Annotated in this window: 11 protein-coding genes; 8 read left to right on the forward strand and 3 right to left on the reverse strand. The window is 68.2% G+C overall.

What is annotated here, in order from left to right; translation table 11 throughout:
- Position 1: 1 nt before the first annotated feature.
- Positions 2–1486, reverse strand: coding sequence for a flavin monoamine oxidase family protein (locus ABD05_RS20695; RefSeq protein ID WP_047901983.1), 1485 nt, complete (start codon positions 1484–1486; stop codon positions 2–4).
- A 440-nt stretch (positions 1487–1926) separates the two neighbouring features.
- Between ABD05_RS20695 and ABD05_RS20700 the strand changes: the two genes are divergently transcribed.
- Both ABD05_RS20700 and ABD05_RS20705 read left to right on the forward strand, forming a co-directional pair.
- Positions 1927–2664: a response regulator gene (locus ABD05_RS20700; RefSeq protein ID WP_047901984.1), complete on the forward strand. Its 738-nt coding sequence runs from the start codon at positions 1927–1929 to the stop codon at positions 2662–2664.
- A complete protein-coding gene (locus tag ABD05_RS20705) occupies positions 2661–3746 on the forward strand; it encodes an ATP-binding protein (protein WP_047901985.1) in 1086 nt (361 codons plus the stop codon). The genes ABD05_RS20700 and ABD05_RS20705 overlap by 4 nt, the downstream gene beginning before the upstream one ends.
- A gap of 49 nt (positions 3747–3795) precedes the next feature.
- Here ABD05_RS20705 and ABD05_RS20710 read toward each other — a convergent pair whose 3' ends face one another.
- A complete protein-coding gene (locus tag ABD05_RS20710) occupies positions 3796–4482 on the reverse strand; it encodes a hypothetical protein (protein WP_047901986.1) in 687 nt (228 codons plus the stop codon).
- 193 nt (positions 4483–4675) lie between these two features.
- On the opposite strand from ABD05_RS20710, the gene ABD05_RS20715 reads away from it, so the two are divergent.
- Entirely contained in the window at positions 4676–5950 is a 1275-nt protein-coding gene (locus tag ABD05_RS20715) for an MFS transporter (RefSeq protein ID WP_047901987.1), read from the forward strand.
- Positions 5951–6037: 87 nt separating this feature from the next.
- Here ABD05_RS20715 and ABD05_RS20720 read toward each other — a convergent pair whose 3' ends face one another.
- Positions 6038–6985 carry a LysR family transcriptional regulator gene (locus ABD05_RS20720; RefSeq protein ID WP_047901988.1) on the reverse strand — a complete coding sequence of 316 codons (948 nt, stop codon included), beginning with the start codon at positions 6983–6985 and terminating at the stop codon, positions 6038–6040.
- A 115-nt stretch (positions 6986–7100) separates the two neighbouring features.
- Here ABD05_RS20720 and ABD05_RS20725 point away from each other — a divergent pair, with 115 nt between their 5' ends.
- From ABD05_RS20725 to ABD05_RS20745, 5 genes are all read left to right on the forward strand, one after another.
- Positions 7101–8156 carry a 4-hydroxythreonine-4-phosphate dehydrogenase PdxA gene (locus ABD05_RS20725; protein WP_047901989.1) on the forward strand — a complete coding sequence of 352 codons (1056 nt, stop codon included), beginning with the start codon at positions 7101–7103 and terminating at the stop codon, positions 8154–8156.
- Between the two features lie 59 nt (positions 8157–8215).
- Positions 8216–9388 (forward strand): L-rhamnonate dehydratase, encoded by a 1173-nt coding sequence (locus tag ABD05_RS20730; protein ID WP_047901990.1) that lies wholly within the window; start codon positions 8216–8218, stop codon positions 9386–9388.
- Between the two features lie 8 nt (positions 9389–9396).
- Positions 9397–10314, forward strand: coding sequence for a dihydrodipicolinate synthase family protein (locus tag ABD05_RS20735; protein ID WP_047901991.1), 918 nt, complete (start codon positions 9397–9399; stop codon positions 10312–10314).
- Between the two features lie 128 nt (positions 10315–10442).
- Complete coding sequence (locus ABD05_RS20740) at positions 10443–11735, forward strand: MFS transporter (protein ID WP_047901992.1); 1293 nt, start codon at positions 10443–10445, stop codon at positions 11733–11735.
- Between the two features lie 48 nt (positions 11736–11783).
- The gene (locus tag ABD05_RS20745) at positions 11784–12731 is read left to right on the forward strand and encodes a YncE family protein (RefSeq protein ID WP_047901993.1); all 948 of its coding nucleotides are present in this window, start codon (positions 11784–11786) and stop codon (positions 12729–12731) included.
- The last annotated feature ends 1 nt before the right edge of the window (position 12732 follow it).

A 12732-nucleotide genomic window follows, 5' to 3' on the forward strand; every position in this document is an offset into this window, starting at 1 on the left:
CCTATGCGCGACGCAGTGCATTGAGCGCCTGAAGCGCGCTTTGGTGACCGGAGCGAACGGCGCCGTCCATGTAGCCGGCCCAGATATTCGCGGTCTCGGTGCCCGACCAGATCAGGTTGCCGCACGGCGCACGCAACGCTTCGCCGTGCGCGCTCCAGAAGCCGGGCGGGATTGCCGATACGCACGTGAGCGTCCACGGGTCGGCGAGCCCCCAGTCGCGATCGTGGTACGACACCGGCGCACGCGCGTCGTCGCCCCAAGCCTGCGCGTACAGATCCATGTGCATCTGCTTTGCGGCCTGCGGGTCCGACGGCACCAGCGCATTCCGGACGAACGCGTTGATCACACCGATCTCGCCGCCCGGCGGCGAATTGTCGTAAGCCCAGAAGATCGGCCCGTCGGTCTGGAAGAGGTGGCCGTTCAATCCCTTGTCGCGCCAGAACGGGCGGCGGTAGACCATCGCCGTCTTGCGCGCCGGCGAATGGGCCGGCCACGCGCGCTGCAGCGCGTTGCGCTTTTCGGGCAGCGGCGGGTCGAACTGCACCTGGTGGCACAGCGCCGGGTGGAGCGCCATCACGACCTGTTTCGCGCGCACCGTGCCGCGATCGGTCTGCAACGTGACGACGTCGCGATCCCAGCCGACGATCCGGCGCACCGGCGACGACAGGCGCACCTTGTCGCCCAGTTGCTGCGCCATCCGGGTGCTGAGGATCTGCGAGCCGCCGACGAAACGGGTTTCCTGCGCGCTGTGCTTGATCGAGTCGAGCTGCGCGTAATCGCAATCGGCGGAATTGATCATCGACAGGAAATGCAGCAGCCCCATCTTCGCCGGCGCGACGCCGCCCGACAGCGAGATCGACGCGTTCCAGCCCATCCGGTCTTCGGGTTTGATGCCCTGCTGCGCGAGCCAGTCGCCGACCGACAGCCGGTCGAGTTCGCCGGCCTTCGGCGACGTCCACGGCGTGGCCGACGGCACGTCGCGCGACAGCCGGCTGAGCTTCGCCGCGACGGCCTCGTCGGTGCCGAATGTGCCCTGCAGGTCGATCTCGGCGCGCCCGTCGCCGCCGAGAATGACCGTCTTGCCTGCGTAATAACTCGGGAACGTGCCGACTTCCAGCTCGCGGGCGAGATCCGCAACAGCCGTCTGGCCCGGGCCGATCCACTGGCCGCCGACTTCCGTCACATAGCCTCCGCCCACGTCGTAGTTGAGCGTGCGGCCGCCCACGCGATCGCGCGCCTCGAGCACGACGAAGGATTCGCAGCCCGCGTAGCGCAGATCGCGCGCGGCCGTCAGGCCGGCAAGCCCGGCGCCGACGATCGCGACATCGAGCACGTCGCCGTCGTTGCCGGCGGCAGGCACCGCATCGGCCTTCGCCCGCACCGTGCCGAGCGCAAGCCCGCCCGCCGCGACGGACGCGCCCGCGACCTTGAGCCACTGCCTGCGCTGCATGTCGGCCGACCCGCTGGTGGATGACTTCCTGGACATGATGTGTTGGTTACCGCCTGCAAATGGCGCGAGCGGCGGCCGCCTCGGCGGCACGCGGCCATCGCTCGCGCGGGATCTGACGACTGGATGCGACCTCGTTCCGCTTCACCTGCCGCCGGCCCGCCCACCTCGATTCCGGTGTGCGATCCAGTTCGCATTCCTGCCTGTACGCGTGCCGTATTTCCTTGTATCGATAAGGATTTGCCGGCCCTTGTAATTAGTAAATGTTGCAAAAGTTAGGTCATGATACATAAAACAAGATTGAAAAAAAAAGACAGGGTATTCCCCTGTCGCGATGCGAATCGTGCCAATTCTGAAAGGTCTGTGAAAGACGGCGCGCACGATGCGGATCGGTGGCGCCCGATGTCTGCGTTCGATGGAACCGGCCGTGCGGTAGTATGGCGGCTCGATGGAACCCCGATGGATCTGAACGAGTGGCCATGCCCGATATTTCTTCGTCTTCCGGCGCCGGCCAGGGCGCCCAGGCGCTCGTCCTCATCGCCGAGGACGAACCCGAGATCGCCGAGATCCTGATCGCCTATTTCGCGCGCAGCGGCCTGCGCACCGTGCACGCCGCCGACGGCCGTCGCGCGCTCGAACTCCACCTGTCGCTCAAGCCCGACCTCGTGCTGCTCGACGTGCAGATGCCGCACGTCGACGGCTGGAAGGTGCTCGCCGAGATCCGCCATCGCGGCGACACGCCCGTCATCATGCTGACCGCGCTCGACCAGGACATCGACAAGCTGACCGGGCTGCGCATCGGCGCCGACGACTACGTGGTCAAGCCGTTCAATCCCGCCGAAGTCGTCGCGCGCGCGCAGGCCGTGCTGCGCCGGTCGATGGCCAGCTCGCGCCACGAAGAACAGCGCGTGCTGCGCGCCGCGCCGTTCGAGATCGATCTCGAACGCCACGAAGCGACGGTCGAGGTCGGCAGCACACGGCACACGCTCGTGCTGACGCTCACCGAATTCAAGCTGCTTGCGCAGCTCGCGCGCGCGCCACGCCGCGTGTTCAGCCGCGCCGAGCTGATGGCCACCTGCCTGCCGGAAGGCGATGCGCTGGAGCGCACCGTCGACAGCCACGTCAGCAAGCTGCGCAAGAAACTCGACGATCTCGGTGTCGCGGGCGTGCCGGCGAGCGTGCGCGGCGTCGGCTACAAGCTGTGGAGCGGAGATTGAAGCTCGACGGACTGAGCCGCCAGATCGCGCTGACGATGGGCGCGATCGCGTTCGGCGTCACGCTGCTGGTCGTCGTGACGGCCTACGCGTTCTACTACGTGCTGTACACCTACTGGCCGGACGATTTCAAGCAGACGGGCTGGTTCCCGACCGGGCCGGAGTGGGTGTGGATCACTTCGACCGCGCTGGTCGGTCTCGTGATCTCGATCATCGTTGCGGTCAACCTGTCGCGGCGCATCCTCGTGCCGCTGAATTCGGTGACGGACGGCATCCGCCGCGTCGCGCGCGGCGATCTCGGCGCGCGCGCCGTCGCCGGCGACCGCTCGCTGCACGAAGCCGCGCGGCTCGCCGACAATTTCAACGCGCTCGCGAGCGAACTGCAGCGCGTGACCGACGAGCAGACATTCTGGAATGCCGCGATCGCACACGAACTGCGCACGCCCGTCACCGTGCTGCGCGGGCGGCTGCAAGGGCTCGCCGAAGGCGTGTTCACGCCCAGCGAAGCGCTGTATCGCAGCCTGCTCGCGCAGGTCGAAGGGTTGACGCGGCTGATCGAGGATCTGCGCGTGGTCAGCCTCGCCGATAGCGGCCACCTGAGCATCGAGATCCGCGACACCGATCTCGCCGCCGACGTGCGCGCCGTGGTCGACGTGTTCGCTCACGCGCTGCAGGCCGCCGGCCAGCATCCGGTGCTCGATCTCGAACCGCGCCGCATGTGCTGCGACCCGGTCCGCCTCCGCCAGGCGCTGCTGGCGCTGCTGGAGAATGCGCGCCGCCATGCGGTGCCCGGTGCGATCCGGATCCAGACGCGCATCGAACACGGGATGTGCCGGCTGCGTGTCGAAGACGACGGCCCCGGCATCCCGGCCGATTTCGCGCCGCACGTGTTCAAGGCATTCAGGCGCGTCGACGAGTCGCAGCCCGGCGGCACCGGCCTCGGGCTCGCGGTCGTCGCGGCGATTGCGCATGCGCACCACGGCGAGGCGATCTGCGTGCCGACGGGCGCCGGCGGCACGCGGTTCGAGGTGCAGTGGCCCGACAACCTCGTGCCGGCGCCCGAGAGCGAGCGGTTTCCGGCTTAGGGGCTGTTCCGGCCGATAACGGGCCTGCGCTGGCGCCGCGTTCCCGCGATCACGCGCGCGGCTCGCGCCCGACCTGTTCGAGCGGCGGGCTGAACCCGAGCACCGTGTACTCCGTCACGGACACCGTCCCTTTCCCGGCTGCGCCCTGCACCACCACCGCGCGCACGGCGCCGGCCCGGTCGAATTTCAGCTTCGTGCCGACAGTCGCGTTGCGCAGCGCCTCCAGCTCCTCGATCCGAGCGATCGCCAGCTTGCGCACCGCGCCGGACACGTACACCGGCAGGAACACCAGCGCGATGAAGATCGACACCGCGTCCTTCGACACGCTGTCGAGCATCGGCTGGCCCGACATCACGAGCGACAGCGACGTCGCGGCGACGAAGATCGCAAGCACGGTCGCGCCCACGCCGAGCGACGAGAACCGCTCGGCCGCCTTCTTCATGCGTGCCTTCACGAGTGCGCGCGCGGCCGCGGACGTCACGAGCCATTCGCGCTGCGCGCCGTGGTATCCGGCGATGCCGAGGAACAGCGTCGCGACCGCGCTGACGACGATGCCGCTGTACAGCGCATCGAACATCACGCAGACGAATTCGAGCACGAACACGATGACGAGCGGGACCAGCAGCAGACGGAACGAATAACCGCCGCGACCGTGCCCCTGGATCCACCATTTCACCAGCGACAGCTGCCAGAAGCGGCTTTCCCGGTGGAGCGAAAGTTGTTCGATGTCCGTCAATGTCTCACCTGTGGAGTTCCGTTGCGCCACCGGCGCTGCGTTACCCGCGCCCGACCGAAATACGAATGAATACCTCAGGTTATCGATTGATCCCAAAGATTCATTAGACAGTGTCTCCGCCGCCGCGCGATGCTGGCCCCGCCAGTGAACGCGGCGTCATTGCAACGCCGCGCACGCGAATGGAGTGAGACACATGCCCAACGACCATCGTCAACGGCGCCACACGCTGTGGCTGCTGTGCGCGCTTTCGTTCATCCTCTACGTCGACCGCGTCAACCTCGCGACGGCGGCCGGCGCGATCAAGGCCGAGCTCGGCCTGTCGAACACCGAGCTCGGCGTCGCATTCTCCGCGTTCGCGTATTCGTATGCAATCTGCCAGATCGGCGGCGGCTGGATCGCCGACCGGTTCGGCGCCCGCATCACGCTGATCGGCTGCGGGTTGATCTGGGTCGTGTCGACCTTCACGACGGGGCTCGTGCACAGTCTCACGCTGCTGTTCGCCGCGCGCCTGCTGCTCGGCATCGGCGAAGGCGCGACGCTGCCCGCCCAGGCCCGCGCGATCACGCACTGGTTCCCGCGCGAACGGCGCGGCGTCGTGCAAGGCTTCACGCATTCGTTCTCGCGGCTCGGCAACGCGGTCACGCCGCCGATCGTCGCCGCTCTGATGACGTGGCTGTCGTGGCGCGCCGCGTTCTTCGTGATCGGCGCGGTGACGCTGGTGTGGCTCGTATGGTGGATCATCGGCTTCCGCGAGCATCCGCTCGGCGACGACGACAGCCACGCACGCGGCGCCGCCCGCCCCGCGCCGCCGTCCGGCCCGACGCCGTGGGGGCCGCTGTTCCGCCGGATGGCGCCGACGATCTTCGTCTACTTCTGCTACGGCTGGACCGCGTGGCTGTTCTTCACGTGGCTGCCGACGTTCTTCCTGAACGGCCAGGGCCTGAACCTGAAATCGACCGCGCTGTTCGCGTCCGGCGTGTTCTTCGCGGGCGTGGTCGGCGACACGCTCGGCGGCTGGCTCTGCGACCGGATCTACCGGAAGACCGGCAACCTCGCGCTGTCGCGCCAGAGCGTGATCGTCGCGAGCTTCGCCGGCGCGCTCGCCTGCCTGCTGCCGCTCGCGTTCGTGCACTCGACGGCCGGCGTCGCGCTGTGCCTGTCGGGGTCGTTCCTGTGCCTCGAACTGACGATCGGGCCGATCTGGGCGGTGCCGAGCGACATCGCGCCGACCCACGCCGGCATCGCGAGCGGGATGATGAACGCCGGTTCCGCGATCGCGGGAATCCTGTCGCCGATCCTGTTCGGCTATCTCGTCGACCGCACCGGCAGCTGGACGCTGCCGTTCGTCGGTTCGGTCGCGATGCTGCTGATCGGCATCGTCGCCGCGCTGCGGATTCGCCCGGACCGCACGCTGTCGGCATCGACGCCGACCCTCGCCGAGGCACCCGCCGCGCCGTCGGCGCGCTGAAGCGGCTCGCCACGGCTTCCCCCGTGCCGCCATCACGCATCGCCACGTTCCGCGATGCGTGATCGGCGCGGCCGGCGAACCGCTCCGTCAAGCGTCGTCATCCTCCGCTGCACCCTCCCGGTGAAACAGCGCGAGAAACTGCTGTGCGGGGATGCTCAGCGGCCGGTCGCGCCGCACGATGCTGCCGTACGACGGCAGCCTCTGATCGAGCGCGTAGTCGATGATCGCGACGAGCCCGTGCTCCGCGTTGCGCTGCGCGACCGTCAGCGGAATCACGCCGAGCATCGTCGAACGGTCGACGAGGTTCATCGTGGTCAGGATCGAGCCCGTTTCGACCATCCCGCGCGGCATCGGCTGGTGACGCGCCTGGAACTCGCGCTCGACGACCTCGCGCGCCGGGCTGCCGGCCGGCTGCAGGATCCACGTGTAATCGAGCAGCGCATCGAACCCGACCGGCCCGGCGCCCGCGAGCGGATGGTCGCGGCCCGCGATGATCGCGAGCGCCTCGTCGTCGACCACGCGGAAGTCGCAATCGGTCCCCGCGTTGCGCCCGATCACCACTTCGAGCACGCCTTCGCGAAGCTGCGGCATCAGCCGGTCGCTCGTGTCCACCGCAATATCGATCGCAAGCAGCGGATAGCGCGCCTTCAGCTGCACCAGCGCCTCGGTGAGCCGCCCCGGCGACGCCGCCATGATGCTGCCGATCGCCAGCCGCCCCGCGCTGCCGAGCTGCAGTTCGCCAAGCTCGCGATTCAGCGCCTCCATGCTGCCGCGGATCCCGCGGAAATAGCCGAGCACGCGCTCGCCGGCCGGATTCAGCACGAGCCCGCGCCCGATGCGATCGAACAGCCGCTGGCCGAGCGCGCTCTCCAGTTCGGCCAGCATCTTCGTCGCGGCCGGCTGCGTGAGGCCCATCTGCTCGGCCGCCGCGCGCAGCGTCGAGCATTCGTCCACCGCAAGCAACAGCGCGATCTGCCGCATGCGCAGCCGGTTCAGCAACTGCGGGGTCGAGTCTCGTCGGTCGATCGAGCCCATCTTTGATTACTCCAGGTTATCGATTCATCAAGAGTTTTCAATTTACCGACTCATTCCGTCTACCTAGCATCAACCCCATACACGAACGGCCACGCGCCGCCACCGGAGACGCCGCATGAACACCCCCTCGACCGCCGCCCCCCTGCCCGTCGTCGCGCTGACGCTCGGCGACCCCGCCGGCATCGGCGCCGAACTGATCGCGAAACTGCTCGCACGGCCCGACGCCACGGCCCGCGCGAATCTCGTGCTGATCGGCGATCGCTGGCTGTGGGAAGCCGGCCAGCGCGTCGCCGGCGTGCAGGTCGACGTCGAACCCGTCGCTTCGCTGGCCGCGGCGCGCGGCCGGCCGTCGACCGCGCGCGCCGCGTTCGTCGAAGTCCATACGATCGATCCCGCGCAGGTCACGGTCGGCCAGGCCGGTGCGGCCGGCGGCCGCTCGACGCTCGCCGTGCTCGACCGGTGTCTCGACGCCGCGCTCGCCGGCGACATCGACGCGATCTGCTTCGCGCCGCTGAACAAGTACGCGATGAAGCTCGGCGGGCTCCGCCACGACGACGAATTGCACCACTTCGCCGAAGCGCTCGGCGTGACCGGCTATTTCTGCGAATTCAACACGCTCGGCGAACTATGGACGGCGCGCATCTCGTCGCACATCCCGCTAAAGGACGCGGCGGGCTGCCTGAGCATCGAGCGGATCGAACAGGCATCCGAACTGATCTACCGGTCGCTGCTCGCGAACGGCGTCGCCGCGCCGAAGGTGGCGATCGCCGCCTTCAACCCGCACGGGGGCGACGGCGGCAGTTGCGGCCGCGAGGAAGTCGACATCATCGAGCCCGCGGTGCGCAAGCTGCAGTCGCGCGACTGGCCGACCGACGCGCCGTTCCACGGCCCGTTCCCCGCCGACACGATCTTCCTGAAGGCGCAGGCCGGCGACTACCAGGCGATCGTCACGATGTACCACGACCAGGGGCAGATCGCGATCAAGCTGCTCGGCTTCTCGCGCGGCGTGACCGTGCAGGGCGGGCTGCCCGTGCCGATCACGACGCCCGCGCACGGCACCGCGTACGACATCGCCGGCCGCGGCACGGCCGACGTCGGCGCCACCTGGCAGGCGCTGCAGATCGCGTGCCGGATGGGCGCCGCGCGCCGCACCCCCGCCGTTTCGGCGTGACGGCCACGCCGGCCGCCCGCCTTTCACACACGACAACATCGATTCTCGGAGACACCACCATGAAAATCCGGTCCGTGCGCGCTCGCGTATTCCAGTGGAAAGGAAAGACCGTCCCGCCGCAGGGCAACTTCTGCTCGAACGCGATGGATTTGCTGTATGCACCGCAGGAAACGATGAGCACGTTCCGCTTCCATTCGTGGACGGTCGTCGAAGTCGAGACCGACGACGGCATCGTCGGCCTCGGCAACGTCGCGCTCGCGCCGCACGTCGCGAAGGTCATCATCGACCAGTACCTCGCGCCGCTCGTGATCGGCCATGATCCGTGGGACTACGAATACCTGAACCAGCGGATGTATCGCGCCACCCACGCGTGGGGCCGCAAGGGCATCGGCATGGCGGCGATCTCGGCGGTCGACATCGCGATCTGGGACATCCTCGGCAAGAGCGTCGGCAAGCCGGTGTTCAAGCTGCTCGGCGGCCGCACCAAGGAAAAGATCCCCTGCTACTACTCGAAGCTCTACCGCACCGACCTGAAGGCGATGCAGGACGAGGCGCAGCAGTATCTGAGGGAAGGCTTCCGCGCGTTCAAGATGCGCTTCGGCTACGGGCCCGCGCACGGGCAGCAGGGAGTGGTCGAGAACCTGAAGTCGGTCGCGGCGATCCGCGAGGTGATCGGCTACGACAACGACCTGATGCTCGAGTGCTACATGGGCTGGAACCTCGAGTACGCGAAGCGCATCCTGCCGAAGCTCGAGAAATACCAGCCGCGCTGGCTCGAGGAACCGGTGATCGCCGACGACATCGACGGCTACGCGGAGCTGAACCAGCTGACGCGCATTCCGATCTCCGGCGGCGAGCACGAGTTCTCGCTGTACGGCTTCAAGCAGCTGCTCGACCGCAAGGCCGTGTCGGTCGTCCAGTACGACACGAACCGCGTCGGCGGGATCACGATGGCGCACAAGATCAACGCGCTGTGCGAGGCGTACAGCGTGCCGGTGATTCCGCACGCGGGCCAGATGCACAACTATCACCTGACGATGAGCACGCTCGCGTCGCCGATGAGCGAATACTTCCCGATGTTCGACGTCGAGGTCGGCAACGAGCTGTTCTATTACATCTTCGACGGCGAGCCGGTAGCCGAAAACGGCTTCCTGCAACTGCGCGACGACGTGCCGGGCCTCGGCCTCACGCTGAAGACCGAATTCCTCGACCAGTTCGACATCGTCGAGTGAGGCCGACCATGAACGCACGCTACCACGGCGTCTTTCCGGTCGCGCCGACGATCTTCGACGCGCACGGCGCGCTCGATCTCGACGGCCAGCGCCGCTGCCTCGACTTCATGATCGATGCCGGTTCGCAGGGCCTCTGCATCCACGCGAACTACTCCGAGCAGTTCGCGCTCGGCGACGACGAACGCGAACTGATCACGCGCACCACGCTCGAGCACGTCGCGGGCCGCGTGCCGGTGATCGTCACGACGTCGCACTTCAGCGCGCGGATCTGCGCGGAGCGCAACCGGCGCGCACAGGCGCTCGGTGCCGCGATGGTGATGGTGATGCCGCCGTACCACGGCGCGACGTTCCGCGTGCCTGAAGCGCAGGTTCGCGCGTTCTTCGCCGAAGCGGCCGACGGGCTCCGCATTCCGCTGATGATCCAGGACGCGCCGGCCAGCGGCGTCGCGCTGTCCGCGTCGTTCCTCGCGACGCTCGCGCGCGAGATCGACGCCGTGTCGTACTTCAAGATCGAGACGGCCGGTGCCGCGTCGAAGCTGCGCGAGCTGATCGCGCTCGGCGGCGACGCGATCGAGGGGCCGTGGGACGGCGAGGAAGGCATCACGCTGCTCGCCGATCTCGATGCCGGCGCGACCGGCGCGATGACGGGCGGCGGTTATCCGGACGGGATTCGCCGGATCACCGACGCGTATTTCGCCGGGCGCCGCGACGAAGCGTACGAGCAGTACGCGCGCTGGCTGCCGCTGATCAACTACGAGAACCGCCAGTCGGGCTTCCTGACCGCGAAGGCGCTGATGCGGGAAGGCGGCGTGATCGCGTGCGACCGGCCGCGCGCGCCGTGGCCGGAACTGCATCCGCAGGTGCGTGCCGGGTTGCTCGACGTCGCGCGCCGGCTCGACCCGCTCGTGTTGCGCTGGGGACGCTAGACATCGAATGCACGCGCGACGCGAGAGGCGTTGCGCGTCGGCGGCCGGCACCCGCCGGCTCGCCACGGCAGGACAGCGGCTCATCAGAAGGCCGCCGCGGCCGACTACCCAAACTGGATGGAGACACCATGACCCTGTTGACCCCGGCCACCCCGGCCTACGAAGCCGGCGAAGCCATTCCGCGCCGCCGCTGGCTGCGCGTGATTCCGCCGCTGCTGCTCGCCTGCATCATTTCCTACATGGATCGCGTGAACATCGCGTTCGCGATGCCCGGCGGGATGAACGCCGATCTCGGCATGGACGCAACGATGGCCGGCCTCGCCGGCGGCATCTTCTTCTTCGGCTACCTGTTCCTGCAGATTCCCGGCGGCCGGCGCGCGGCGCTCGGCAGCGGCAAGAAATTCATCGGGTGGTCGCTCGTGAGCTGGGCCGTGCTGTCGGTGCTGACCGGGCTCGTCACGCATACCTGGCAGCTGCTGGCGCTGCGCTTCCTGCTCGGGGTGGCCGAGGGCGGCATGCTGCCCGTCGTGCTCACGATGGTCAGCCACTGGTTCCCCGACCGCGAACGCGGCCGCGCGAATGCGATGGTCATCATGTTCGTGCCGCTCGCCGGCATGATCACCGCGCCGCTGTCCGGCCTCATCCTCGCCGCGTACGACTGGCGTCACCTGTTCTTCAGCGCGGGCGCGCTGTCGCTGCTGTGCCTGGTCGCGTGGATGCTGTTCGCCGACGACGGCCCGGAAACCGCGCGCTGGGTGTCGCCGCGCGAGAAGGCGTACATCCTCGACGCGCTGCGCGACGAGCAGGAACGCAAGCGCGCGGCCGGCGCGCCGGCCGCCGCGTCGTTCGGCGAGATGCTGCGCAACCCGACGATCTGGCTGCTCATCGCGATCAACTTCTGCTACCAGGTCGGCATCTACGGCTATACGATGTGGCTGCCGACGCTGCTGAAAAACCTCACGCATGGCGGCATGGGACAGGTCGGCCTGCTCGCGATGCTGCCGTATGTCGCGATGGTGATCGGGATGTTCGTCACGTCGTATTTGTCTGACCGAACCGGCAAGCGCCGCCTGTTCGTGCTGCTGCCGCTGGTCGGCTTCGCCGCGTGCCTCGCGCTGTCGGTGCTCACGCACGCGTCGATGGCCGTGTCGTTCACGTTCCTGATCGGCTGCGGCTTCTTCCTGCAGGCGGCCGCCGGCGTGTTCTGGGCGATTCCGCCGAAGCTCTGCAGCGTCGAGACGGCCGGCAGCGCGCGCGGCCTGATCAATGCACTCGGCAATCTCGGCGGGTTCTGCGGCCCGTATGCGGTCGGCGTGCTGACCCAGCACGTGAGCGCGGCGGCCGGCGTGCTCAGCCTCGCGGTCACGCTCGCGGTGGCCGGCCTGCTCGCGCTGACGCTGCCGAAGCGCTGCGAAGACTGAACCCTGATACCTGATAAGCAGCCCCGCGAACGAAATGACGGAGACACCATGAACGACATCCTGCTGCTGGTGCAGAAATGCGCCCATACCTTCAGTTTCTACGACCTCGACACGAAAGCCGCGCTCAAGCACATCGTGCTGCCGAACTTCCCGCACGAGTTCACCGTCGACGTGAACGAGCGCTACGCGTACGTCGGCATCTTCGGGATCGAGACCGCGTGGACGCGCGGCCATGAAGGCGACCACCGGATCGCCGAGATCGACCTCGTCGAACGCACGCACACGCGCATGCTCGACCTGTGGCCGTACTACCGGCCGCACGGCATGGCGAGCGACCGCGACGGCCGGTTGTACGCGATGAGCGAGGCGCACGACATGCTGCTCGTGTTCGACGAGCCGACCCGGCAGCCGGTGCCGAACATGGCCGTGCCGTCCGGCGGCGTGAAGACGCACCTCGTGACGCTCACGCGCGACGCGAGCCGCGCGTACGGCGTGCACCTGCTGTCGAACACGGTCACGCAGTTCCACCCGCGCGACGCGACGGTCGCGCCGCGCGCGGTGATGCCCGGCCCGCGCCCCGAAGGCAATGCGCTGTCGGCCGACGAGCGCACGCTGTTCGTCGCGAATCGCGGCGACGACACGCTGGTCGAGATCGACACGGAGACGATGACCTGCGGCCGCCGCGTGAAGACGCGCAGCGATCCGAACCGCATCTACCGGACCAGCGCGCCGGACGGCCGCGACCTGCTGCTGCTGACCAATTCGGGCGAACGGTCGATCTCCGTGTTCGATGCACGCCAGCTCGAGGAGATCGAACGCATCGCGCTGCCCGCGAACCCGACCGCGCTGTCGTTCCATCCGTCGCGGCGCGTCGCCTACGTGTCGTTCCAGGACGACTACGTGCGCGAACTCGATCTCGATACCTGGCGTTTCGTCGGTGCGCTGGCGACGCTGCGCGAGCCCGATGCGTCGTACGTGCTCGCGGGAGCGCGCTGAC

Origin of the sequence: Burkholderia pyrrocinia, assembly GCF_001028665.1 — a bacterium.
Lineage (GTDB): Bacteria > Pseudomonadota > Gammaproteobacteria > Burkholderiales > Burkholderiaceae > Burkholderia > Burkholderia pyrrocinia.

Bases quoted from the DNA above. Each gene is read 5' to 3' on its own strand.
- ABD05_RS20720 (WP_047901988.1), bottom strand. From the start codon at position 6,985: ATGGGCTCGATCGACCGACGAGACTCGACCCCGCAGTTGCTGAACCGG.
- ABD05_RS20730 (WP_047901990.1), top strand. From the start codon at position 8,216: ATGAAAATCCGGTCCGTGCGCGCTCGCGTATTCCAGTGGAAAGGAAAG.
- ABD05_RS20745 (WP_047901993.1), top strand. From the start codon at position 11,784: ATGAACGACATCCTGCTGCTGGTGCAGAAATGCGCCCATACCTTCAGT.
- ABD05_RS20740 (WP_047901992.1), top strand. From the start codon at position 10,443: ATGACCCTGTTGACCCCGGCCACCCCGGCCTACGAAGCCGGCGAAGCC.
- ABD05_RS20715 (WP_047901987.1), top strand. From the start codon at position 4,676: ATGCCCAACGACCATCGTCAACGGCGCCACACGCTGTGGCTGCTGTGC.
- ABD05_RS20700 (WP_047901984.1), top strand. From the start codon at position 1,927: ATGCCCGATATTTCTTCGTCTTCCGGCGCCGGCCAGGGCGCCCAGGCG.
- ABD05_RS20725 (WP_047901989.1), top strand. From the start codon at position 7,101: ATGAACACCCCCTCGACCGCCGCCCCCCTGCCCGTCGTCGCGCTGACG.
- ABD05_RS20695 (WP_047901983.1), bottom strand. From the start codon at position 1,486: ATGTCCAGGAAGTCATCCACCAGCGGGTCGGCCGACATGCAGCGCAGG.
- ABD05_RS20735 (WP_047901991.1), top strand. From the start codon at position 9,397: ATGAACGCACGCTACCACGGCGTCTTTCCGGTCGCGCCGACGATCTTC.